The sequence below is a fragment of the Silvibacterium dinghuense genome (genome assembly GCF_004123295.1).
GTDB lineage: Bacteria > Acidobacteriota > Terriglobia > Terriglobales > Acidobacteriaceae > Silvibacterium > Silvibacterium dinghuense.
In genome coordinates, this window is record NZ_SDMK01000001.1 from 362,976 (window position 1) to 387,275 (window position 24,300).

General features: G+C 61.9%; 15 protein-coding genes. 6 read left to right on the forward strand and 9 right to left on the reverse strand.

The genetic code is table 11. From position 1 onward, the window contains the following. The first annotated feature begins 6 nt into the window (after positions 1 to 6). Positions 7 to 1,128 carry a tRNA 2-thiouridine(34) synthase MnmA gene (gene mnmA, locus ESZ00_RS01425; RefSeq protein WP_268235245.1) on the forward strand — a complete coding sequence of 374 codons (1,122 nt, stop codon included), beginning with the start codon at positions 7 to 9 and terminating at the stop codon, positions 1,126 to 1,128. A 77-nt stretch (positions 1,129 to 1,205) separates the two neighbouring features. Here mnmA and ESZ00_RS01430 read toward each other — a convergent pair whose 3' ends face one another. The 9 genes from ESZ00_RS01430 to ESZ00_RS01470 form a co-directional block, all read right to left on the reverse strand. Beyond that, a complete protein-coding gene (locus tag ESZ00_RS01430; protein WP_129206387.1) occupies positions 1,206 to 1,790 on the reverse strand; it encodes a hypothetical protein in 585 nt (194 codons plus the stop codon). A gap of 79 nt (positions 1,791 to 1,869) precedes the next feature. After that, on the reverse strand, positions 1,870 to 2,274 hold the full coding sequence (locus ESZ00_RS01435; protein ID WP_129206388.1) for a YtxH domain-containing protein: 405 nt from the start codon (positions 2,272 to 2,274) through the stop codon (positions 1,870 to 1,872). Between the two features lie 286 nt (positions 2,275 to 2,560). Beyond that, entirely contained in the window at positions 2,561 to 6,982 is a 4,422-nt protein-coding gene (locus ESZ00_RS01440) for an Ig-like domain repeat protein (protein WP_164981281.1), read from the reverse strand. A gap of 519 nt (positions 6,983 to 7,501) precedes the next feature. Then, the gene (locus ESZ00_RS01445) at positions 7,502 to 10,279 is read right to left on the reverse strand and encodes a protease pro-enzyme activation domain-containing protein (protein ID WP_229740879.1); all 2,778 of its coding nucleotides are present in this window, start codon (positions 10,277 to 10,279) and stop codon (positions 7,502 to 7,504) included. A 377-nt stretch (positions 10,280 to 10,656) separates the two neighbouring features. Then, positions 10,657 to 12,468 carry an acyl-CoA dehydrogenase family protein gene (locus tag ESZ00_RS01450; RefSeq protein ID WP_129206391.1) on the reverse strand — a complete coding sequence of 604 codons (1,812 nt, stop codon included), beginning with the start codon at positions 12,466 to 12,468 and terminating at the stop codon, positions 10,657 to 10,659. 117 nt (positions 12,469 to 12,585) lie between these two features. Continuing rightward, positions 12,586 to 13,773, reverse strand: coding sequence for an acetyl-CoA C-acyltransferase (locus ESZ00_RS01455; protein WP_129206392.1), 1,188 nt, complete (start codon positions 13,771 to 13,773; stop codon positions 12,586 to 12,588). Positions 13,774 to 13,807: 34 nt separating this feature from the next. Then, positions 13,808 to 14,401 (reverse strand): hypothetical protein, encoded by a 594-nt coding sequence (locus ESZ00_RS01460; RefSeq protein WP_129206393.1) that lies wholly within the window; start codon positions 14,399 to 14,401, stop codon positions 13,808 to 13,810. A gap of 5 nt (positions 14,402 to 14,406) precedes the next feature. After that, the gene (locus tag ESZ00_RS01465) at positions 14,407 to 15,102 is read right to left on the reverse strand and encodes a hypothetical protein (protein ID WP_129206394.1); all 696 of its coding nucleotides are present in this window, start codon (positions 15,100 to 15,102) and stop codon (positions 14,407 to 14,409) included. Between the two features lie 31 nt (positions 15,103 to 15,133). Next, positions 15,134 to 17,608 (reverse strand): 3-hydroxyacyl-CoA dehydrogenase/enoyl-CoA hydratase family protein, encoded by a 2,475-nt coding sequence (locus tag ESZ00_RS01470; RefSeq protein ID WP_129207864.1) that lies wholly within the window; start codon positions 17,606 to 17,608, stop codon positions 15,134 to 15,136. 297 nt (positions 17,609 to 17,905) lie between these two features. Here ESZ00_RS01470 and ESZ00_RS01475 point away from each other — a divergent pair, with 297 nt between their 5' ends. The 5 genes from ESZ00_RS01475 (at position 17,906) to ESZ00_RS01495 (ending at position 24,297) form a co-directional block, all read left to right on the forward strand. After that, positions 17,906 to 18,829, forward strand: coding sequence for a hypothetical protein (locus ESZ00_RS01475; RefSeq protein WP_129206395.1), 924 nt, complete (start codon positions 17,906 to 17,908; stop codon positions 18,827 to 18,829). A gap of 67 nt (positions 18,830 to 18,896) precedes the next feature. Beyond that, complete coding sequence (locus ESZ00_RS01480; protein WP_129206396.1) at positions 18,897 to 19,424, forward strand: hypothetical protein; 528 nt, start codon at positions 18,897 to 18,899, stop codon at positions 19,422 to 19,424. 99 nt (positions 19,425 to 19,523) lie between these two features. Continuing rightward, positions 19,524 to 21,116 (forward strand): M16 family metallopeptidase, encoded by a 1,593-nt coding sequence (locus ESZ00_RS01485; protein ID WP_229740881.1) that lies wholly within the window; start codon positions 19,524 to 19,526, stop codon positions 21,114 to 21,116. Continuing rightward, on the forward strand, positions 21,113 to 22,654 hold the full coding sequence (locus ESZ00_RS01490; protein ID WP_229740882.1) for a M16 family metallopeptidase: 1,542 nt from the start codon (positions 21,113 to 21,115) through the stop codon (positions 22,652 to 22,654). Before ESZ00_RS01485 ends, ESZ00_RS01490 begins: the two co-directional genes overlap by 4 nt. 104 nt (positions 22,655 to 22,758) lie before the next feature. Then, positions 22,759 to 24,297 (forward strand): glycosyl hydrolase family 79 C-terminal domain-containing protein, encoded by a 1,539-nt coding sequence (locus ESZ00_RS01495; protein WP_129206397.1) that lies wholly within the window; start codon positions 22,759 to 22,761, stop codon positions 24,295 to 24,297. The last annotated feature ends 3 nt before the right edge of the window (positions 24,298 to 24,300 follow it).

A 24,300-nucleotide genomic window follows, 5' to 3' on the forward strand; every position in this document is an offset into this window, starting at 1 on the left:
TGGTAGGTGGTGTCTTCTTTCAACAACACGGTGGCTGTGGCCATGTCCGGCGGCGTCGACTCCTCGACCGTCGCGGCCATGCTCAAGGACGAGGGCTTCGACCTGGTCGGCCTGACGCTCCAGCTCTGGAATCAGCGCCGCCTGGCCGGCCACGAGGGCATGCCCGAGCAGGTGCAGGGTCGCTGCTGCTCGATCGACGATGTCTACGACGCCCGCCGTGTCGCCGAAACGCTCGGCATCCCCTACTATCTCATCAACGAGCAGGAGCGCTTCGAGCGCGATGTTGTCCGCCCCTTCGTCTCCGAGTATCTTGCCGGACGCACACCGATCCCCTGCTCACTCTGCAACGATCACTTGAAGTTTGACCAGCTTCTGGTGAGAGCAAGGCAGATCGGCGCCGACCGTATCGCCACCGGCCACTACGCCCGCAATCATTACGACGAGGTACGCGGCCGCTGGATTCTGAGCCGGCCAGTTGATCGCTCAAAGGACCAGACCTACTTCCTCTTCGGACTCACCCAGGAGCAGCTCTCGCGCACGCTCTTCCCGCTTGGCGGCTACCAGAAGCCCGAGGTCCGGGAGATGGCCGCGCAGCACGGTCTTGCGCTGGCCGCCAAGCCCGACTCGCAGGAGATCTGCTTCATCCCCGGCGGCGACTATAAGGCCTTTATCGATGCGTACTTGGATGAACAGGGGGAAGTGATCCCTGACACTGCGGGCGAGCTCGTCTCCACCTCCGGACAGGTGCTCGGGAAGCATACTGGCATCCACAATTTCACCATCGGCCAGCGCAAGGGCCTCGGCGTCTCTTCACCCAACCCTCTCTATGTCATCCAGATCGACCACGACAGCCACCGTGTCACCGTCGGTTCCGACCATGAGTCCCTGGCCACCACCGTCCGCGCCGGTCGTCTCAACTGGGTCTCTATCCCCTCGCTGGAAAGCGAGATGCGCGTCCGGGTGAAAATCCGCCATCGCCACGAGCCTGCTCCCGCGACCCTGCGCATGGTCGCTCCCGACGTGGCCGAGGCCGCCTTCGACGAACCGCAGCGTGCCGTCACCCCCGGTCAGGCCGCAGTCTTCTATGACGGCGATGAGGTCGTCGGCGGCGGCTGGATCGCCTCCTAACGCATTCTCCAGCCAGACCAGCTCTCAAGAAAAAAGCGCCCATCGGGGCGCTTTTTTCTTGAATCAAAACTTGAACTCTATCGCGTGTTGCGATGAGAAACTGGCAGATCACCGAGATCATCCAGCACGGTCACCGGTTGCCCGTCAGGAACTTCCTCCGCCGTCTCAACCTCCGTTGCAGCGGGGGGCTTTTCTTTCCGCCGCAGTGTGCTGAATCCTGCCCGAACACCGGCAACGATCCCCGAGAAGCGCCGGACCGGGGTTGCCACGCTATGCTGCAGCACCGCGGTCGCATGCTCGACGGAATCGAGCACGGCCGTCAGCATCTCGTTGACGCGCTCCGCCTGGGCATTCGTTTTGCTCAGCATGCCATCCACCGTCGCCTGCACCTGGGTGGATTCGTGGCGGAGCGCATGGCTCACCTCTACCAGGTTGGAAGTGGCGATTTTGAGCTTGGGCGCCACGTCGTCCAGAAGCTTGCGCGCGGTAATGAGAGTGGGTACCAGGTGTACCTTCACCTCTTCGCCCAAGGCTTGAAGTTTCTTGGCAGACTGGCGGACGGCAAAGTACATACCCAGCAGAACCAAGGCCTGCAGCAATATGCCGACGGCCGTAACCACGGTAAAGAGAAGCTGGACGATCTGCGGCAACTGGCTATGCATGAACCCTCTGGGTAATTTCTAAGAAATACGAACTGGCTGCGCCTGCATGAGCAGGCGCAGCCAGATGGAAAAGCTCGAACTAGGTGAGGGGCGTCTCCTGCGCCTCGGGTTCATGCGCCGTGTGCTTGTAGGCCTCGCGTCCGGCATCGACCGCTGCAGCAACCTTTTCCTTCTGCGCGTTCACGACCTGGCGGCCCTGCGTCAGGAAATCTTCCCATTGCGCCTTGCCGCGGTCCACGTATTCGCGGCCGCGATCGACATATTCATTGACCTGCACCCGGCCACGGTCGACGATCTGCGTCACCTGATCGGCAGCCTCCTGCGAGCGCTGACGCAGGTACTCCTTGCCTTCGCGGGCGCCGTTTGCCAGATCTTCGCGGGTCTCGCGTCCTGCCTTCGGCGCGTAAAGGACGCCGACCAATGCTCCGATACCCAGACCGGCCAGAAACCAGCTGAATCCGCTTGAACCTTTTTCTTCTGACATGCTCTTTCTCCTGTGGATTCTGGAGTTTGCCACGGCGTCGCCGCCTCGGGTCCCCGACCTTGCCGCCCCGAGTCTCGGATGGTAGCAAATGCTCTTCCGCCGGGCAACCTGTTATGGCACGCGCCACGTACCCTGCGTAACCAAATATGGCTGATCTCATTCCATAGATGCCGCTGCGAGAGCTGATGCTGCCCCGGCATCCGTCCACTCCTTTCTCAGAACGGCAGAAGGCCGCCCATGACAGGGCGGCCTTCTGGTTCGAGCACATTCGATGAGCGAAAGAGGCTTAGCTCACCGTCACGCTCACCGTGGTCGTCTGGGTAATGGAACCGCTGGTACCAGTGGTGCCGGTCACCGTTACGGTGTAGCTGCCTGCGGTGGTGCCACCCGAGCCGCCGCCTCCGCCGCTGTTGCCGCCCGAACCGCAGCCGATGCCCAGGCTGACGAGCGCCGCGAAGACGAACACGCCGAGCATCGTCCGCCAGCTACGCCGCCGCGCCGGAATCGTCAGCATCAGCAGACCTGCGACCGCAATGCCTCCACCCACCGCAAAGAGACGATCGAGCGGATGCGTTACAGCGCTGGAGGTTGCCGCCGTGGTGCTTACCGTCAGCACCGCCGTCGTCGCTCCACTGGTGGAGATGGTAGCCGAGCTCGCAATCGAGCAGGTAGGCGTGTCGGTCACATTGCTCATGGAGGTTGTCACCGCGCAGCTGAGGCTGACGGTTCCGGTAAATCCTCCCGATGGCGTCACCGAAATCTGAGACGTATTGTTTGTGGTTGCCCCTGGCGCCACGGTCAGAGTGGTCGGACTGGCGCTGAGCGAGAAGCTCCCGGTCGATGCTGTCCCGCTCACGATCGCCGTCAGGCCCAGCGTGTGCACATACTCACCGGTCGAGTCAGTACCCGTGATGAGCACGTTATAGGAGCCAGCGGTCACCGATGACCCGGCATTCACCGTCAACGTCAGCGCCGAGCTGCCTCCGCTGGAGAGTGTTGCCGAGGATGTCACCGAGCAGGTGACGGTAGACGCTGTGCAGGTGAAGTTCACCGCTCCGGAGAAACCGTTCACCGAGGAGACATTGATCGTGTCGGTCGCCGAACCTCCAGCCGCCAGCGGAATGTTCACCGCCTGCGGCACCATCGAGAAGTCCGACAGAGGGTTTGAGATGGTAACAATGGTCGAAGAGGGCTTGTAGTTCGAGTCGCCCGAATACTGCAGGGTGATCGGATTGGAGCCCTGCAGAAGCAGCTGGCTGGTAAGGTCCACCGCGAAGCTGCTCACGTCTCCCGAGGAAGGCGCGCTCAGCGACACCGAGCCGAGGTTCGTCCCCGCGGAGTAGAAGTCGACAGTGCCCGTCGGAGCCGCCGATCCGGTCTGCCCCGTGACCGTGCCGCTTACCTCGACGGCGGCATTCGGGCTGGTAGCCGAGGCGCTGGCCGTCGCCGAGATGCTCGAGCTCTTGCTGCCCGAGGCGGCGGTGAGGACGATCTGCGCGCTCAGCGAACCGGTAGCGCTGTAGTTGGTGTCGCCCGCGTAGCTCGCCGTGATCGTATAGGTGCCGGCAGCCGCAGTCGCGGGGATGGTAAAGGTGGCAATTCCATCCGGCGCTCCCGTGGAAGGATCCACGCCAGCCACCAGCGATGCGCTCGACGCGGTTCCCAGCGAGGGCGAGCTGCTCAGCGCAACCGAACCGGTCGGCGCCGCGGCCTCCGAGGTCACCGACGCGCTGTTTTCCAGCAGCACGTAAAAGGTCGTCGGCTGCCCCTGCACAAAGGTGAAGGAGCCGGAACTGGCAGCGCTCAGGGTCGCCCCCGCGATGTAAGCATTCGGGCTGTTCTTCACCACCGAGAAGGTCACCGCCGAAGCCGTCGAGGCCTTGTAGCTCTGGTCGCCCGAGTAGCTGGACGTGATCGAGTGCGAGCCGACGCTGTAGGCGGATTTGTACTCCGCCTCACCCGACGCATTCAGCACCGCAGTGTTGATCAGCGTGCCACCGTCAGAAAAGGCGACAGTCCCGGTCGGAACCCCGAAGTTCGGGCAAGTCGAGCTCGCCCCGGTGATGCAGTTCTCCTCCGCCGTCAGCTCCGAACTGGGAGCCACCAGCCCTTCGAGCAGCAACTGTGTACCGTAAGGAATGCCGGTCGTCCCGGAGTTTTCAATGGCATAGCTGGAGCCATAGGGCGTCAATACCATCAGGTAGACACCGCTGCTTTCCGGAGTGACCGTGATCTGCGTCTTCTCCGAGGTGCTCGCGCCATTCGTTCCGTCGCCACTGTACTGGCCCCAGATATCGTAGGTACCACCCGGCAGGAAGTTGACGCTGCCGCTGTAGGAACCGCTCGACAGAGTGAAGTTGGTTTGTCCCTGCTGCGCGGTATCCGTGTTGTTGGTCATCAGTGCCACTGAGCCGCTCGGAGTGCCGCTGCTGGCTGTCACCGTTCCGCTGATCGTCACCGCCGTGCCGTGGGTAAAGCTGGCCGAGGAAGGCGTCAACGTCGTCGTGGTGCCGGCGAAGGTCACATTGCCCCAGTTCGTCACCAGCTTGTAGGCATCGACGGAGCCCAAACCGCTGGCCAGGTCATAACCGGTGCCTGCGTTGTATTCCGCTGTTGTGCCGCTGCCGATCTGGCCTTCGGTGGTTGCAGCCGCCGTGCTCGAATCGAAGTAGTCGATCGAGATCGGATTGCTTACGCTGATGCAGTTCGTCGGCGTGTAGCTATAACCGCTGATCGTCACCGTCGTGGTGTTGCAGGGCTCCGAGTTCGATCCATTCTGTACATCGTGGAATGACGCAGCATACTGCGTGGCCAGCGGATAAAGCACGAAGTCCGCCTGTCCCTGCCGGCCATATTTCTGATTCACCAGCGCCATGATGCCGGCGAAGGCCGGTGATGAGGCCGAAGTGCCGCCGATGCCTGTGATCTGTACCGAAGAGCCGCCCGTCTGGCAGTCGCCATCCTGGTAGCACTCGGCGTAATAGCTGTAGTTCGCACCGGACGAGGCAAAGAGCGACACGTCGGGGACATCGCGCACCTTATCGGAGGGCACACCGGTGCCTGTCTGCCAGGACGGCTTGGTATAGCCGCTCAGAGTGCCAGTGCACGTACCACTGCTGTCATAGCTGGTACTGCATACCGCCGCGTTGCTCGCGCCGCCGCCGCCGCCGGCAATCGTCGTCACGCCATAGGCGCTGTAGTAGTCGAGAAGGTTCAGTCCATACTGGCTGGCGTTCCATGGCTGCTCTGGAATAGTCGATTGCAGAGATACGGCAGGCGTGCTGTTGCTCGGCGTCAGGCTCCAGTAGTTTGTGATGCTCGCACCACCGGTCGCATAGTCGCTGTAGTAGAAGTCCGTACCGCCTACGGCCACGTTGTAAGGCGTCGAGGCGAAGCCGTTCACCGCCTGGCCATCCACCGCGTAGTACTGCGAGTTGTCGTTATCGCAGGCAGCCGAGCCCGCATCGCCCGACGACACCATTACCGTGATGCCCTGCGCCGCGGCCTGCTCCCACAGGTCGTTGAAAAACGCATTCGTGCTGCCCAGCCCGGCCTCGCACTCTCCGAAGCTCAGGCTCAGCACCGGCGCCACATTCGCATAGACCGCGTGCTCAGCCGCCAGGTACAGGCCGCTCTCGAGCGCCGTATCCGCGGCGATAACCAGATCGACTGTCGCCTGCGGGGCTACCGCACCGGCCCACTCCACATCGAGATAGGCTTCGACCGAGTCATAGTTCGGACCATCCGGATTGTTGGTGCCGTCCACGCCCGGATCATTGCCGTCAATGACCACCTGAGGCGGATTGGCGCTCAGCCCGAAGAGCGTACGGAACTGGTTTACCAGTCCCACGTTGATGTTCGAATCGTTGATGATGCCGATCGTCTGACCGCTGCCGTTGATGCCTGCGCTGTAAAGCGGGTTCAGGTCATACTGCACGGCAAAATCGCCCGGCGCGACCACGAAGTTGTAACCCGTGCTGCTGCTGCCGATAGTCCACTGCGGCGTCGCCTTGTCCGTCTTCGGATCGTAGCTCGCCTTGCCCAGCAGCTTGGCCTGGTTCTTCGGCCGGAAATTGTTGATCGAAACAAAGCCGCCGAAGACCGGCGCCAGTGCCGCGGGAATCTGCGGATCGGTGGCATTGGCGTAGTGCGTCTCGCCGTTCACCACGTACTTGTGAATCTGCGTGTGAAACGCGCTGCGGAACTGCCCGGCATTGCCGGACATCTCAATCGTCAGCTTGCCCGGATTCACCTTGCTTACGCTGAAGCCCTTCGCCTGCAGCCAGGCCTCGACCGTCGCGATGTCCTGGTCGGAGGGCCCGAACTGCGCGCCGAACTGCTCCGGCGTAAGCCATTTGTGATAGCTGGCCGATCCCTTGGTGTGCATCTGCCCGATCAGCTGTTTGAGCGCTGCCTCCTGGGCATCGCTGCGCTTGAGCACCACCTGAATGCGGTCCAGGCCCAGGCTGTCGGAGACCGCTCCGCGATCATTAGCTGCGTTCGCCAGCGGATGCACCGTGTGCTTGAGCGTCACCAGCTGGCTGTCCACGATCGGCTGAGTGAGTCGCACGCTCGGCTGCGCGGCGACGGCCGCGGTTGTTTGTGCAGGGGAAACATCGGCCAGCCCAATCAGGACAAGGGGCAGGGTCAGTATCGGAGACGCGACGCGCGCTGCGCGACGGCAGAGACTCCACATCGTGGCAACCATGGGGCCATCCTCAAAAAGTTCACCAACAGGTCCAACTTCGCCGCCATCAGACAAGCACTGGCGTCGGCACGCTCTTGCGGCGCGCTGCCATTTGACATGAGCACGATCCCCTGCCGGGCGCATCACGCTTCCCATGCAGAGTGCCGGTCCCGAGACAAAACCTGGGACGGAAAGCCTTCACCGGTGCATTCCGCGTTCGGAAACCGGCGAAGCGTCCCACAAGTGGCTTGTTTGTACGTGAGGAGGGCGCGGCTGTCAAGCGCTGCCACACTCGCAAGAGGCTTGTTTTCAATGAATTACGGAAAGGCAAAATCCACCGCTGCCTCTTTGGGGAGGCGGCGGCTCATGGCCGGATCAGGCAAGTGACTGAAATCAGGACACTCGCAGCCGCATAGACGCACTTTCCGCTTACTTGTTGCGCGAAAAATAGCGGTGGAAAATATTTTTTCGTTAGCCCAAAACAGGAAGGGCCGGGGCGATGTGCCATCGCCCCGGCCCTTCCTGTTTTGCTTGTGCGGGTTAGTCGACCGTCAGGGTGAAGGTCGTGGAGTTGGTAATGCTCGAGTCCGACGAATCCTGACCGACGAGCGTCAGCGAGTACGTGCCCTTGGCCACATCCGTGCTGGTGGACGTCGAGGAGCTGGACGAGGAGCTTCCACTGCTTCCGCAGCCGGATGCAAATCCGATGGCTCCAAGGATCAGAACACAACCCAGAAGGCTGGTAATCCGGCTGCGACGCCGAGCCAGCCCCACGCACAGCAGACCGGCCACGGCAACGACGGAACTCAGTGGGAACCGCGAACCGGCCGGAGGACTCTGCTTCGCCGATGCACTCTTCAGATTCGAAGACCTCACAAAGGAGTGCAGATGCGACTTCGCCGCGGAAGAGGTGGTCGAGCAGTCCGACTTCGAGGTGTAGATGGTGAGGGTCACGGTCGTGGCGGCCGAGGCACTGCTGATCGTCGAGGATTCCGGGCTGAAGCAGCCATAATCCACGAGCGATTCCGAGTTCGTCTCGATCGTCCAGTCGATGGTGCCGGTGTAGCTGCTCGGTGTCACGGTGACCGTCGAAGTCCCGCTGCTGCCCTGGCTCACGGTGACGTTCGTCGCGCTCAGGGTAAAGCTGCCGTTGGAGGAAGTCGATGTCGTGCCACCCACATCGACCACCAGGGAGCCGGTGGAGGCGGCATAGGTCGAGTCACCGGAGTAGGTGGCCACAATCGTATGGTCACCGGTTGTCGTCGAGGAGAAGGTATAGCTTGCCGATCCGCTGGAGAGGGCCAGCGACGAAGTCTCCGTCGTGCCATCCACGGTGATGGTGAGTGTGCCCGTCGGTGCCGTGGTCACAGAGCTCGAGCCGGAGGCTACGGTAATCGTGATCACATCCGACGCACCCGAGCTGGGTGTTGTGGTCGCCGCGCTCAGTGTTGTCGTGGACGAGGTCAGGCTTGCACCGCTGGAGGTGCTCGTCGGCCAGTCCGTCAACAGGTTGTAGAAGTCCACCGTGCCCAGGCCGGTTACTTCGTCGTAGCCCGTGTTGGTGGTGTAGTGGGTCTCACCGCCGCTGGTCGAACTACAGTAGCTCGACCCCGCCGTGCATTCGTTGTTGCCCGTCGTGATGTCATGGAAGGCCGAAGCGTAAGTCGTGCTGTCAGCGGCCATGGTGTAAAGCGTCGAATTCACCACGCCCTGGCCGGTCGAGTTCAGCTTCTGGTTCAGGATGGCCAGCATGCCGGCAAAGATCGGCGCGCCGAAGCTGGTGCCTCCGGCCAGGGTCATCGTGGAATAGGTGTCTCCACCCGAGCCGTAAAAACCACTCGAGCAGCTCCCCGCGATACCGGTGTCCGATTCATCACTCGAGCAGAAGAGATACGGGTCCCAATCGTTCGAAGCATCCAGCGAAATATCCGGCACATACCGATAGCTGCCGGACGGAATACCGGTTACCTCGGTCTGCCAGCTAGGCTTGGTAATAAAGGTACTCACGCCGCCGCCTGTTGCGGAAAGACCATACTTGCTCGAATCGTCGTTCCACGCCTCTTCGGGGATGTACTCGAGCGCCGAGGTCACGACATCGCTGCCGCTGGCTGACTCCCAGTACTCGCTCGCATCCGTCTTATCGCCTTCGAACTCCGTACCACCGATCGCCGTCGCATAGGCGCTGCTGGCGGGATAATTCACCGACAGCACCTCTTCCGCTGCCAGCTCCGTTGCCGTCACGCCGCTGTTCGTTGAAAAGCAGCCCGTTGAGCCTGAGTCGCCCGACGACACCACAAGCGTCTGCCCCTGGCTCGCGCCCTGCTCCAGGATGGCCTCGAGCTCTGTGATATCAGCCTGCGTGAGATCTGCCTCGCATTCGCCGTAGCTCATGCTGATCACCGGCGCAATCTTCTCGTCTACCGCGTACTCCACCGAATCGAAGACGCTGTAATTGCTATTGCTACCGACATAGACAAAATAGATTGTCGCGCCCTTGGCAATCGCGCCGGACCATTCCAGATCGATGTCCGACTCCGCCTCATCGCCGGATGAAATCGCAGAACTACCCGAATCCGGCACCAGCACAACGGTTGGGTCCTTCTCAGTCAGGCCCGCCGCGCTCTGGAAGTTCTCGATATCCGAGAGGTCGACGGCCGACTGCCCTACGATCGCAATCGACTGCCCGGTACCGGTATAGCCCGCGCTGTAGGCAGCCTTGATGTCATAGATAACCGCGACATCACCGGGGGCCAGGAAGTGATATTCCGAGGTGCTGGTCGAGGTATAGGCAGGCTTGGCAACCGAAGCCGCAGTGGAAGCGCTCATCCGTACGTGTTGTGCCTGCGGACGGAAGTCGCTGATGTTGCGCACCGTCTGCACCACGCCCGCCAGCGCTGAAGGCAGTTCAAGTGCCGTGGCATTGGCGGTATGCGTCACGCCATTCACCTTGTAGTGATGGATCGAGGTGTTGAAGGCCGACTCCACCTGCGCAGCCGAGCCTGAAAAGACCACGGCATTGCGGCTGTTCGATACCCGGTCCACAGTAAAGCCCTGCTGCTCGAGCCATGACTTCACCTTTTCCAGGTCGGCATCGGTCATGCCGAAGCGCGAGGCATACTCCGATGGCGTCAGCCACTTGTGGTAATAGGCCGATCCCTTTGTCTGCTGCGCCTTCACCAGCGCATCCAGCGCGGCCTTCTGCGCAGCCGAGGGCGCGAAGTACATCGTCATGCCGGTAAGCTGCGTGCTGCTGCTCACGCTGCCCTGATCGTTCCGGCTGTTGGCCATGGGATTAACCGTGCCCTGGAGCGCGGTCATCGAGTTCGGTTGAATCTCCTGCGTGATCCGGTTTCTCAGCGATGACTGCGCTTCCGCTGACCACCCCAATCCCATCCACGCGCACAAAGACAAGCAAGCTGCTGCCAACAGTCTCCGACTGTACATAGCCCTCTCTCGAACGCCGGCTCCGCGTCACCGCGTGCCTTTCGCGTTTCGGACGTCATCGACTTTGCTGCAAGCTCCATGGCTCACCTGTCAGTACCATCGGCAAATGCACGACGCCGTCTGGTCTTAGACGGAAAGAGCGAGCGCGAAGTCGACACGTTCTCAACAGCTAGGACGCGCTCGCTCTTCCGCTCGCTCAAGATTCGCTGAACTATCTTTCGGCTACTTGCGTCCGCGCTTTCGGCTACCCGTTAGGCGAGAGGATATCGCCCACGCGCGATCACCGCCTGCGCCACAGACCGGCTCAGCGCCACGCGATCGGCAGGCTCATGCTTGGCCAGCCGGCGCAGAATCGCCATCTGCGTGCGCAGCATGTCGCCTTCACTCACCGCGGCAATCACCTCGCGCGCCGCAGCCTCTATTCCCTGAAACGCGACATCGGAGAAAAGTTGCGTCATCTCTCGGGCGATTGCCGCATTCGCATTGCCGGCGGCTGCGAGCTTCCGCGCACGCGCCAGGGCTGAATCGAAGGCATAAATCTCCGCGATCATATCGGCAAGCGCTCCCATCACCTCCTGCTGTTCGCCAAGCGCCTGCATATAACGCTGACTGGCCGCACCGGCAGAGAACAGCGCCAGCTTCTTCGCATTGGACAGCAGCTTTGCTTCACGCGTGAAGGAATCGCTTCCATTATCGCTATCCCCAAACGCAGGCGGCGCCATCAGTTCTTCCATCAGCGTCTTGATTGCGCCCAGGAGCGGCAGCTGTCCGGTCATGGCCCGCTTCATCAGGAAGCCGGAGATAATCAGCCGGTTGATTTCGTTCGTGCCTTCAAAGATGCGGTTGATCCGAGAATCGCGGTAGGCTCGCTCTGCCGGAAATTCCTCGACATACCCGTAACCGGCGTAGATCTGCAAGGTGTGATCGACCACCGTGTCCAGCATCTCACTGCCCCACACCTTCAGGATCGAGCACTCGACCGCGTACTCCTCGATGCGCTTCTGAATCTCGCGCGCGTCTTCCTTCTGCTCCTCCGGGATGGCATCGAGCGCCGCGTCGATCGCTCCGATGGTGCGATACGCCATCGACTCGGCAACATAAATCCGCATAGCTGAGTCCGAGATCTTCTGCTGGATCAGACCGAACTCCGCAATTGCCTTGCCGAAGGCGCGACGCTCCTTCGCATAACTCACCGCATTAGCCAGCGAGTGCCGCGCGCCTCCGACACATGCCGCGCCGAGTTTGAAACGTCCTATGTTCAGGATGTTGAACGCGATATGATGCCCTTTGCCTGGCTCGCCGAGCAGGTTCTCCACCGGCACACGGCAATCGTTCAGGATCACCGGGCACGTTGATGCTCCGCGGATACCGAGCTTGTGCTCCTCCGGCCCGATGCTTAGTCCTGGCGCTGTGCGCTCAACCAGAAACGCAGTCATCTTCGCCTTCGAGGCATCCCCGCCCTCGTCTACGATCTTGGCAAAGATGGTGAACAGGTTTGAGAAGCCTGCGTTGGTAATCCACATCTTCTCGCCATTCAGAACATAGTGGTCGCCATCGCGCACTGCTCGCGCCCGGATGCTCATTGCATCCGAACCGCTCGTGGCTTCGGAGAGCGCATAGGAAGCCATCCACTCGCCTGTGGCCAGCTTCGGCAGGTACTTCTGCTTCTGTGCCTCAGTTCCATACCAGACCAGCGGCAATGTCCCAATGCCGACATGCGCGCTGAAGGCGACGCTGAAGCTGGCCAGCACCGACAAGCGGTCGGCAATGACCGCCGACGTGACCTTGTCCATCGCCAGGCCGCCGTAGGCCTCCGGCACATCGACGCCCATCAGCCCCAGCTCACCGGCCTTGCGCAGCAGCCCGAGCGTCACCTCAAAATTCTTGGCTTCGATCTCAGCGGCGGCGGGCAATACCTCGTGCAGCGCGAAGTCGGCTGCTGTTTCTCCGATCTGCCGCTGCTCGTCGGTGAAATCTTCCGGCGTAAACACCGCGCCGGGCTCCGCTTCGTGAAGAAGAAAACTTCCACCTGCAACCGGCGTCATGCTGACCAGCGTAGCCATAAGTCCGCTCCGTGCTCCGCGTTTGATCGCGTGCGAAGCACGAAGCAGTGTACTCCGCCGGATGCTGCTTCGTGGAGTACCCTGCAGCAGCAATAGAGACTTGATCGTGGATACGATCTAGTTCACATTCTCGATCACGCCTGCTGCACCCATCCCGCCACCGACGCACATGGTCACCAGACCGTAGCGCGCGCCACGCCGCTTCATCTCGTAGATCAGTGACGCGGTCAGCTTTGCTCCGGTGCAGCCCAGCGGATGCCCCAGCGCAACCGCTCCGCCGTTGACATTCACTTTTTCCGGATCGATCCCTGCCTGCCGGATCACTGCCAGCGACTGCGCGGCAAAGGCCTCGTTCAGCTCGATCAGGTCGATGTCCTCAAGCTTCAACCCTGCCAGCCGCAGCGCCTTCGGGATGGCATACACCGGACCGATGCCCATCTCCTCCGGCGCGCAACCTGCGGTGGCGAAGCTCACGAATCGCGCCAGGACAGGAATGCCGCGCGCTTTTGCCAGCTTTTCAGAGATGACAATCGCTGCCGCCGCTCCATCCGAGGTCTGCGACGAGTTCCCGGCCGTCACCGTGCCCTTCGCATGAAACACCGGCTTCAACTTTGCCAGAGCTTCCGCCGAAGTGTCCGCGCGCGGTCCCTCATCGCGGGCAAATATCGTAGTTTTTATCTCAGGCTTTGCAGGATTCGCCGCCGGCGACACATTTGTCACCGTGACCGGCACAATTTCTTCGTCGAATTTTCCAGCTTCGATAGCCGCGAGCGCCCGCTGGTGGCTGCGCAGGGCAAATGCATCCGCGTCTTCGCGCGAGATGCCATACTTTCGCGCCACGTTCTCCGCCGTCAGCCCCATAGAGAGATAGGCTTCCGCGTGATGCTCCACGAGCCACGGGTTTGCGCTGAACTTGTTACCCGCACCCGGGATCATGCTCATCGATTCCGTACCACCGGCAAGCGCCGCCTCGGCGCGCCCGGAGCGAATCGAGTCCGCGGCCAGCGCGATGGCCTGTAATCCGGAGGAACAGAATCGATTGATCGTCATGGCCGAGACCTCGACCGGCAGCCCGGCGCGCAGGCTCGCGATGCGCGCCACATTCGTCCCCTGCTCGGCCTCCGGCATCGCACAGCCGAGGATGACGTCCTCGATCTCGTGCGCTTCAAGCCCCGGCAGCCGCTCGAGCGCGCCCCGGATCGCGACGGCAGCAAGATCGTCGGGCCGTGTCGTCGCCAGCGTTCCCTTCGGGGCCTTGCCTACCGCCGTCCGTACCGTCGCCGCAATGTAGACATCCTCACCCACGCACCACCTCCGCGCTGGTCATCATACGCGGCCATCATGAGCCTGCGCTGTTCGAAGCCGTCCACTTTCCTTCATGAAAGTAGTGCACTGCGTTCGAGCGCTCGACATTCGTATCTGCAATGCCGTCGTGATCCGCCAGAGCTGCGCCTCTCCCCATGGCTGCAGTCACCTGCGACGCAGGCGCCACAGCGATGCCCCATGCCGAGCCATATTCGCCTACCGACTCCGAGCCCAGCCACTGTGCATCGGGCTGGCGCCGCAGCATGATTGCCACACCCGGCTGCGAGGCGAAGAAGACCAGCAGCGCCGTAGTTCCGTTCGTCGAGCAAAGCACCGCCCAGTCGCTGGTACCCTGCTTTTCAAAGGAACCGTGGATCACATTTTCAAGCTGCCGTGCCTCGTAGGTCTGCGGGATAAGACAGCCGCGCTGCTCCAGTGTCTTCTCTACCGCACGGGGTAGATCGGGAAAGGAATTGAGCGGCATCAGGCGGATGCGATACGACACTTCGCTCCCATCCGCAAGATGCCCCTGGCCGGTCTCAATCTGCTCTCCGGTATTCTGCCCCAGCACCATCGCTTGCCACCAGGGCAGAGCCAGCAGCGCCAGAATCACGCCTCTTGCACGCACGACGCTTACGCTCCCAGGATGCTTTTGTACGAGTTTCGATCGAGCCACTCGCCCGCGCCTTCGAGCAGCTCCTGCAGATAGCGGATGCCGGCGTGCGGCAGCCGCACCATCCTACGCCCCGCGCGCACATCATCCAGGTCCTGCAGCGAGGAGAGAGACGCAAAGGCCTTTTCATCACGCAGCTCAGGCAACTCGCCCGCGATACCGACGACCAGCCCCTCGCGAAAGCCGTAACCGATTCCAATCGAGCGCTGATCGAGCCGCAGATACGCAGGCTGATAGCGCGCAATCCGCTCGTAGGCATCGAAGAGCGTGAGTGCGCTCGTCAGCTCATCGAAATCGGCATAGAGCAGCATCGGTCCTTTTTCTGTCGCGATGAAAAACTCCACCCCCTTGGCAAAACGATCCGCGAATTCGTCCTTATCCTCCTGCACCTGTTCGATCAGATCCGGATCTTCCTCGTCGAGACTGGCCGGCCCTGTCGTCTTTGGCGCATTCGGCTCAGGCGGATGCGTGATATCGACTGCCAGGATGCAGGTCACGCGCAGCTTTTCCCGCAGCATTCCCTCCACCAGCACTTCCGGTTCAACGACATGATTGCGCCGCAGGACAACGGCATTGGGCTTCTCAAGCAACGTACGCAGGCGGGTCGCCGGGACCGGGGTCATGGTCTCAGCAATCCTCAATTCCAATGCGGGCATTCCACCTCCGAGCGGGAAACGACCTTAGAGCTTAATTTCGCAGCGGCTTCCCATTCTGCAGAGTATAGGCAATCCGCTCCTGCGTCCTGCGTTCTCCGCACAGGGAAAGAAACGCCTCGCGTTCCAAGTCGAGCAGCTGCTGCTCCGTGACCATGACGCCGGGCGTTACCGCGCCGCCACACAGGATGCGCGCGATGTGGCCGGCTACCTTTACGTCGTGATCGCTGATGTATTCGGCCTGCCGCATCAGATAGACACCGAGCTTCAGCGTCGCCAGCACGCTCTCGCCAGCTGCTGGAATCGATCTCAGAAACGGAGCCGCATAACCAGCCTCGGCAAGTCCGATGGCCGTCTCCCGCGCATCGAGAAGCAGACGCTCCCGATTCAGGCTCACCGCATCCTTCACCGACAGCAGATCCAGCCCACGCGCTTCGGCGGCCGATGTCGAGACCTTGGCCATCGCCACGGTCTCAAATCGCTGCCGCAGCGCATCCTGGAGGTCCGCCGAAATCGCAAACCGCGCCGGAGCCGTAACCGGGTCCAGCCCCGAAGCCGCCTGCGCCGCGTCTGCGGCATGCAGCGCCATCTCTTTCGTGCCGCCGCCGCCCGGCACCAGTCCTACGCCCGACTCCACAAGCCCCATATAAAGCTCCGCGTGCGGATGACGCCGCGCCGCATGCAGCGAGATCTCCGCACCGCCGCCGAGCGTCATGCCGAAGGGCGCGGCCACCACTGGCCGGGGACAGAACTTGATCGCCGAAGTCATGCGCTGAAAGGCGCGGATCATCCCGTCCACTTCATCCCATTCGCCTTCCTGGATCGAAAGCAGCAGTTGCATGAGATTTGCGCCCACCGAAAAATCCGAGGCATCGCCGCTGATGACAAAGCCGCGGAAATTTCGCACCGCCTCGCTGCCCGGGCTCAGTGTCTGCGTAATCAGGGTCAGGATGTCCCCACCGATTGCGTTCTTCTTCGAATGCAGTTCGAGCAGCGCAATGCCTTCGCCGATATCCAGCAGCGAGCAGCCCGGATTCTTCCGCACCACTTTGCCTGCGCGGCGAAAAACCGCGGCCGAAGCCACGCCATCCGGAACCTCGATCGACCGGTACACCTTTGCCGCTGGATCGAAAACCAGACGCAGCGCACTATCCTCGCGGTACCAGCTCTGCTCACCCGCATCCAGAAGAGCTTCCGCCTGTGCGCTCACCGGCAAGCCCCTGGCCCGCATCTTTGCCGCCGTCGCTGCAACACCGGCAGCATCCCACATCTCGAATGGCCCCAGCTCCCAGTTAAAGCCGGCGCGCATGGCGCGATCCACCTCAGCGGCTGAGTCTGCAATCTCCGGCAACACATCCGCGGTGTAATTCCAGATCGCCGTCAGCAGGGCAAAGAGAAATATCCCAGCCTTGTCGCGATCCGTATCTCCGTTCGCGATCAGCTTCAGCCGTTCCGCGACGGTCTCGGCATTCTTCGCCATCTCGATGGCTGGGAACTTCGGCCGCTCCGCTGGCCGGTATTCCAACGTCTGCCAGTCCAACGCCAGACGGTTTTTCTTCGGATCGGTCACCGCCGGGTCCTTCTTATAGAAGCCCTGTCCGGCCTTATCGCCGAGCCAGCCGCGTTCGAGCATCGTCACCAGGAATGGCGGCAGGTCGACCGCTCCGGCATCCGCTTCGCCCGCCGCAGCCTTCGCCGCAGCAAAGTTCCGCGCTACGTGCGCCAGTACGTCGAGCCCCACCATATCCGCGAGCCGGAAGGTTCCGGTCCTGGGCCAGCCGATTACCGAGCCGGTGAGCGCGTCCACTTCTTCGATGGTCAGCCCCTGCTCCTGCATCAGCCGCACCGCCGTCAACATGGCGAAGGTCCCGATACGATTGGCAATAAAGTTCGGCGTATCGCGCGCCATGACGACGGTCTTGCCCAGGCGCCGGTCTACGATTTGCGCGAGAGCGCCTACCAGCGCCGGGTCGCTTTCGGCGGTCGGAATCACCTCCACCAGCCGCATGTAGCGCGGCGGATTGAAGAAGTGTGTCCCGAACCAGCGTCGACGAAATCCCGCATCCATCTTTGCCGCGATCGAGACCACCGGCAGACCGCTGGTATTTGTCGTGACAAGGGCATCGGGTTTGAGATGCGGCGCAATCTTCTCGAGCAAAGACTGCTTGATGGCGAGATTTTCCGTCACCGCTTCGATGACCCAGTCGCAATCCTTTAAGAGCGCGAGATCATCGTCGAAGTTTCCAGCCGTGATGCGGCCCGCATTCGCAACGTCATAGAATGCCGCTGGCTTCGCCTTCAGCAGCGCCGCGATTGCCCCGGCCGCCACACCGTTACGCGGCCCCTGCTGCGCAGGCACATCCAGCAGCACCACCGGCACGCCCGCATTCGAGAGATGCGCCGCGATCCGCGATCCCATGGCCCCTGCCCCCAGAACCGCCGCACGGCCCAGAAGGAAGGAGGTAGCAACCTGCGCTCGATGATCTTCCTGAACTTCTGTCTGCCCCATGGCTCCCTCGAAGGCGATATCCGCACCGCGCCGGAAACTGTTCCTCACCAGACACGCGACACGCCGGAAGAATACGTTTGCGTTCTGCGCGGGTCAAGCCGCGCCCTTCGCCTGCATCCTAACGTCTATGGCAATCTCTCTGCCCTCAAGAGAAAGTTTTTACAGAGGCACAATCCTGTCCCCTTCTACAATGCAGCCACCGTATCACTGTTCCATGGCTCCGCTTCCTCTCTCCGAAAGGACTTCCTCTTGCGCACCTGCCGTTTGTTGAGCCTGCTCATACTTGCTGCCGCTTTCATGCCTACAGCAGCACGTCCGCAGAGCCGCATCCCCGCCCAGGAGCTGCGGCCGCTTGCGCATCCGGAAACGCACGGCGGAGTTCACCTGTGGGTACGCAACGGCCTCTTTCATGTGATGGACAACGTCGTGGTGACCGTCCCTCGTCTTGACGCGTGGATCGTTCCGCGTGAAGGCCAGGCCATCTCGCTCGATGACAAGAAGAGCTTCATTCTGCAGATCAACTCCGGAGAGACGCACCTCGAAGCCAAAGACCTCAGCGCCCTGCTCAATGATTACCTGCTGCCCCATGCGCACACCCCCATTAAGGACATCGAGGTCTCGTTCGAAAACGGGCAGGTTCTGATCAAAGGCGAGCTGCACAAGGTTGTCGATATCCCTTTTTCCGGTACAGGCACCGTCTCCGTTGCCGATGACGATGAGCTGCGTATCCATTTCACTGAAGTCAAGGTCGCCGGCGTCATCAGGAAAGGCATTCTCGACGCACTTGGCATCAAGCTGGCCTCGGTCGCCCAGCCGCGCAAGACCTCGCGCTTCTATATTGATGGCAATGACGTCATCCTGCCCATTCACGCGCTGTTTCCGCCGCCGCGCGTGACCGGCAAACTCACCAGCGTACGTATAGAAGGCTCACAGCTCATCCAGGTCTTCGGCGACCCCAGGGCCGCCATGCCCACTCCGCCGACTCCGGCCGCCAACTTCCTGTATTTCCGGGGCGGCAGTATGAAATTCGGCAAGTTTGTCATGAGCGACGCCGATCTGCAGCTCATCGACCGCACCCCGGCCAACAGCTTCGACTTCTCGCTCGACCACTATGTCGAGCAGGTTGAAGCCGGCTACTGCCGCATCACCCCCAGCCTCGGCCTGCTGATCTATATGCCCGACTATGCCTCGCTGCATGGGTCCGATCCGCAGAAACAGTAAGGCGTATTCTCTTCGTTCCGTGGCATACTGAGCCGTCTCCATCTTCCTCCGTTCAAGGAGTCAAGCGATGTCTTCCACCCAGCAGCGGCCGGCCGGAGTTACGCTTGCCGCCGCCGTTCTCAGCCTCATGACGCTTTTCGGAGCCGTCTGCCTGCTCAGCGCCGTCTTCGCGCTCTTCCTCACCCGCAATCCCATCGTGCCCCGTATCGCGGCGGTGCGCGCCGGCATCGCCGGCTTCGATCTTGTTCTGCTGCTCTTTCTGCTCTGGTGTGCGTGGACGATCGTCGGCCTCTTCCGCCTTCGTCCTGCCGCGCGCCTCTCCATGCTCGCCATCGGCGCCATCGACCTCGTCGTCTTCGCCGCGTTTGCCGGGCTCATGCTGCTGGCCCGCGCCAACCCCATGGTCGCCGGCATGGATGCCCATCCCAATCCGGCCATTCCCTTCCCTATCGGAGCGCTGCTGCTGCTCTTCGCGCTGCTCTATGCGCTCTTCGCGTTTGTCGGCCTCTGGTGGCTGGTCTACTTCAATCTCCGTCCGGTCCGCGTTGCCTTTTCAACCCCGCATGCGATTGACACCCCGAATTCCGCCGGTTAGCGTCAAATCCTAGCAGCATCAAAAACCGGGGAAACGGCCGGCAACGGATCGATGAAGCGGCCAATTCTCTGTACTCCGTACCTTTGGGATCGAGGTTTCATGCGATATCTCCCTGCCGCGCGCCAGACTGTGCGCGCTCTTATGCTCGGCTCCTGCCTGCTGATCGCGCTGGAGGGCCTGGCGCCCGCAGCGGCTTTTGCACAGGCTCCAGCCACCAGTTCCGACACCTCCCCGGCGCGTTTCCTCTCCAACTTCGAGAAGCGGGTCACGGTGAAGGTGCTGCCCAACGGCCTCACGCTGATGATCTGTGAGCGCCCCGAGGCGCCGGTCTTCTCCTACTTCACCATCGTGGACGCCGGGGATGCGAACGACCCCGGCGGCGAGTCCGGACTCGCGCACATGTTCGAGCACCTCGCCTTCAAGGGCACCACGGACATCGGCACTACAGACTATGCCGCCGAGAAAATCGCGCTCGACAAGGTGGAAGCGGCCTATGCCGCCTATGACACCGAGTACCGCAAGCGCGTCGGCCAGGACCCCGCAAAGCTGAAACAGCTTCATGATGCTTTTCTTGCTGCCCAGAAGGACGCCCAGCAATATGTGATCCCCAATGAATTTACGGAGATCGCCGAGGCGAACGGAGCCAGCGGCCTCAATGCCTCGACCAGCCTCGACTCCACGCAATACTTCTGGAGCATGCCGCAGAACCGCCTCCAGCTCTGGGCCTACATGGAGAGCGACCGCATCGCCAATCCCGTTCCGCGCGAGTTTTACAAGGAACGCGACGTGGTCATGGAAGAACGCCGGATGCGCGTCGATTCGAACCCCATCGGCCGCATGGTCGAGCAGTTCCTCGCTGCCGCGTACGTGGCTCATCCTTACCACCGGCCGAATGTCGGCTGGGCCAGCGAGCTCAGCCAGATTACGGCGACCGAGGCCGAGGCCTTCCACAAGAAGTACTATGTGCCTGCGAATATCACCGTGGCCGTCGTCGGCGATGTAAAACCCAGTGACATGCCGATGCTCGAGAAGTACTTCGGGGCCATCCCCGCCGGTCCCAAGCCCGAGGAGATGACTACGGTCGAGCCGCCGCAGACTGCCGAAAAGTCCGTCATTATCAAGGACCCGTCGCAGCCGCTCTACCTCGAGGGCTATCACCGGCCCGACTACCGCGATCCTGACGATGCGGTGTACGACGCGATCCAGGACATCTTCTCGAATGGCCGCACCTCGCGCCTCTACCGTTCGCTGGTCCGCGACCAGCAGATCGCAGCCGAGGCCGAGGGCTTCAGTGGCTTCCCCGGCGATAAATATCCCGGCCTCTTCGCCTTCTTTGCGGTGCCCAACCAGGGACACTCGCCGCAGGAGATGCGCACCGCCATCCATAAGGAGATTGAGAAGCTGAAGACCACGGACGTCTCCGACGAAGAGCTGGCCATGTTCAAGACCCGCGCCCGCGCCAGCCTGTTGCAGGGCCTTGGCGACAACGAGGGGCTAGCCGAGCAGCTTGCCACCTATCAGCTGCGATACGGAGACTGGCGCGAGCTCTTCAACCAGCTGCAGAAGATCGATGCCGTTTCCAAGGCCGATATCCGCCGCGTCGCCAACAAGGTGTTCCTCGATACCAACCGCACTTACGCCATGGTCGAAACCGCCGCACCTCAGCAGGCTGCCAACGGAGGTGCTCAGTGACCGTTTCTCTTCGCATGCATCGCTTCGCATCCCCCCTTCTCGCAGCCACGCTCTGCACCGGTGCCGGGGTTGGCGCTGCGTTCGCTCAGCAGACCACGACGGTTCCGCCGGACGCCAAGGCGGCCCATCAGCCTGAACCATGGACCCAGATTCCGATCCCCCCGCTTGCGGAATTCCATCCGCAGCAGCCGAAGCGCATTGAGCTCAAGAATGGGCTCGTGATTCTCTTGCAGGAAGATCACGAACTGCCCTTCATCGGTGGCACCATCACCATCCGCGGCGGCTCACGCGATGTTCCCGCCGCCAAGGTCGGTCTCGTCGGCCTCTACGGTGACACATGGCGTACCAGCGGTACCACTGCACAGGACGGCGATAAACTCGACGACCTGCTCGAAGCCAAGGCCGCAAAAGTGGAAACCAGCGGCGACATCGACTCGACTGGCGTCTCCTGGTCCTGCCTTGCGAAAGACGAAGACCAGGTTTTCGGGATTGCTCTCGACCTGCTCGAGCATCCGGCCTTCAAGGCCGACAAGCTGACGCTGGCCAAGCAGCAGGCCATCACCGGCATCGTCCGCCGTAACGACGAAGTCGAGGAAGTTGCGCAGCGCGAGGCGACGAAGCTTGTCTTCGGTGCTGACAGCCCCTATGCGCGCCAGCCCGAGATTGCGACCGTCATGTCCGTGACGCTCGACGACCTGAAGGCATGGCATGAGAAGACCGTCGCACCCAACAACATCATCGTCTCCGTCGAAGGCGACTTCGACCCGGCAGAGATGGAGCACAAGCTCCGCGCGGCCTTCGAAGGCATGCCGCGCGGCACAGCGTGGCCCAAGCCCGGCGGCGAGTTCCCCGGACCCAAGCCCGGCCTCTACGTCATCAACAAGCCGGACGTGAACCAGAGCAATGTCTGGATCGTGGGTCTCGGTACCGAGCGCAGCAATCCTGACTTTTATGCGCTCGCCGTGATGAACGAAATCTTCTCCGGCGGCTTCGGCTCCCGTCTCTTCCAGGATGTCCGCACCCGCCTTGGCCTCGCTTACTCGGTGAGCGGCGGATATGGCGCCTCCTACGATCATCCCGGCATGTTCTACACCACCGCGATGACCAAGAGCGCCAGCACCGTAGCCGCAACCAAGGCCATGCTCGACCAGATCGACAAGCTCAAGACCGAGCCCTTCACCGATGCCGAGCTGCAGAGCGCGAAGGACCAGCTGTTGAACTCGTTCATCTTCCGCGTCGACAGCAAGGACAAGGTGCTCACCGAGGCCTCGACTCTCGAGTTCTACGGCTATCCGGCTGATTTTCTCGAGAAGTATCAGAAGGCCATCGAGGCAGTGACCACGGCCGATCTTGCCCGGGTGGCGAAGAAGTACATTGATCCCTCGAAGCTCGCCATTCTTGTGGTCGGCAACCAGTCGGAGTTCGGCACACCACTCTCCGAGATGAACATGGGCCAGCCTCACCCCGTCGACATCACCATCCCCATGCCCGCCGCCATGCGCCAGCAGATGGAGCAGCAGCAGGGACCGGGCAACTGATCCCCTTCAACCCCTTCAACCACCCGAAGCCTGCGCGCACCCGCCGCAGGCTTCGCTTTTTAGCAAAGCAATTACCATGTTGTGAACTTCAGTCTGGAGCGTCCATGAACCGCCGCCACTTCCTCCGCAGCGCGACTGTCTCCGCGCTCGCTGCACCGCTCGGACGCGCAGCCCTTGCCGCCAGCGGCGAGCAGCCGCTCTCGATCACCATCTCCGATCGCACCGGATGCACCGTCCCCCGCAATTTCACGGGGCTCAGCTATGAGCTTGCCCAGCTCACCGAACCCAACTTTTTCTCGGCGGAAAATCATGGCCTCGTCGCGGCCTTCCGCCAGCTCAGCCCACAAGGCGTGCTGAGACTCGGCGGCAACAGCAGCGAGTTCTGCTGGTTCGAGGCTACGCCTTCGACGCCTGCACCAAAGCTCCACATTCCGCCCGGCAATCTCACCTCCAACTGGATGCCGCACCGCCTCTTTGCCATCCCGCCGCAGGCCATCGATCACCTCGCCGGGTTTCTCGAAGCGACGGGCTGGCAGGTGATCTACGGCGTCAACTTCGGCAACAGCACACCGGAACGCGCCGCCGTCGAAGCCGCGTATGCAGCGAAGCGTCTCGGTTCCAGCCTTCTTTTCTTCCAGATCGGCAATGAGCCCGACTTCTATCGCGATGCGAACAACGGTACCCGTCCCGCGGGCTGGGACTTTCCCGACTATGCCCGTGAATGGCTGGCCTTTGCCCGCGCCATCGCGGCAGCCGTTCCCGGCGCCCGCTTCGGCGGACCGGACGTCGGCGCCTCGTCCGACTGGATGACCCGCTTCGCGAATGAGGTCGCCCCCCAACTCGGGGAAAGTCTGGTCGCCGTTACCGGCCACTACTACGCCGAAGGTCCTCCGGATGATCCGCGCGTGACCTCCGCACGCCTGCTCGCGGGCAATCCCGCGCTCGCGAAGAATACGCAGGCCGTTGTCGCCGCCGCGGATGCGCATCACCTTGTCTATCGCATGACCGAGGGCAACTCCTGCTATCGCGGCGGCAAGCCGGGTATGAGCAATGCTTTCGCCTCCTCACTCTGGGCGGGCGATTATCTTCTCGAACTGGCCACGCTCGGCTGCGCCGGCGTAAACCTGCACGGCGGCGACAGCCGTTTTCTCACTGCCAGTCTCGGGGACCACACGCCGGGACGCGATGTGGCGAAAGGTCCGGATAAACGCAGCGGCGGCTTCTATACGCCCATCGATTCGGAGCAGAATCAGCCCGTGGGCCTTATGCCCGTGGCCTACGGCATGTTTCTCGCCCAGCAGTTTGCCGGCGCCACCATGCTCGATGTCTCCTTTCATCCGGAGACCCATGTCACGGCCTACGCTGCACACACGGCCAGAGGTTATCAGATCGCTATCTTCAACAAGGACGAATCTCATCCAGTCGACATCGCCATCACAGCGCCGCAAGCTGTTCATCGTGCAACAGCATGGCGTCTCGCAGCCCCGGCACTCGATGCGACTTCCGGCATTACCCTTGCCGGAGCCTCCTTCGATCTCCATCAGCCCTGGCAGCCCCGGCACACTGAAAAGCTGCCACTCCATGACGGCACTGCACACATTCAGTTGCCTGCAGCCAGCGCCGCGCTCGTCTTTTTCGCATAAAAA

What these genes read in the sequence shown, in the direction of transcription:
- ESZ00_RS01450 (WP_129206391.1), bottom strand. Translation starts at nt 12,468, where the DNA reads ATGGCTACGCTGGTCAGCATGACGCCGGTTGCAGGTGGAAGTTTTCTT.
- ESZ00_RS01485 (WP_229740881.1), top strand. Translation starts at nt 19,524, where the DNA reads ATGCGATATCTCCCTGCCGCGCGCCAGACTGTGCGCGCTCTTATGCTC.
- ESZ00_RS01465 (WP_129206394.1), bottom strand. Translation starts at nt 15,102, where the DNA reads ATGCCCGCATTGGAATTGAGGATTGCTGAGACCATGACCCCGGTCCCG.
- ESZ00_RS01480 (WP_129206396.1), top strand. Translation starts at nt 18,897, where the DNA reads ATGTCTTCCACCCAGCAGCGGCCGGCCGGAGTTACGCTTGCCGCCGCC.
- ESZ00_RS01470 (WP_129207864.1), bottom strand. Translation starts at nt 17,608, where the DNA reads ATGGGGCAGACAGAAGTTCAGGAAGATCATCGAGCGCAGGTTGCTACC.
- ESZ00_RS01445 (WP_229740879.1), bottom strand. Translation starts at nt 10,279, where the DNA reads ATGACCGCGCTCCAGGGCACGGTTAATCCCATGGCCAACAGCCGGAAC.
- ESZ00_RS01475 (WP_129206395.1), top strand. Translation starts at nt 17,906, where the DNA reads ATGCCTACAGCAGCACGTCCGCAGAGCCGCATCCCCGCCCAGGAGCTG.
- ESZ00_RS01430 (WP_129206387.1), bottom strand. Translation starts at nt 1,790, where the DNA reads ATGCATAGCCAGTTGCCGCAGATCGTCCAGCTTCTCTTTACCGTGGTT.
- ESZ00_RS01495 (WP_129206397.1), top strand. Translation starts at nt 22,759, where the DNA reads ATGAACCGCCGCCACTTCCTCCGCAGCGCGACTGTCTCCGCGCTCGCT.
- ESZ00_RS01435 (WP_129206388.1), bottom strand. Translation starts at nt 2,274, where the DNA reads ATGTCAGAAGAAAAAGGTTCAAGCGGATTCAGCTGGTTTCTGGCCGGT.
- ESZ00_RS01440 (WP_164981281.1), bottom strand. Translation starts at nt 6,982, where the DNA reads ATGGTTGCCACGATGTGGAGTCTCTGCCGTCGCGCAGCGCGCGTCGCG.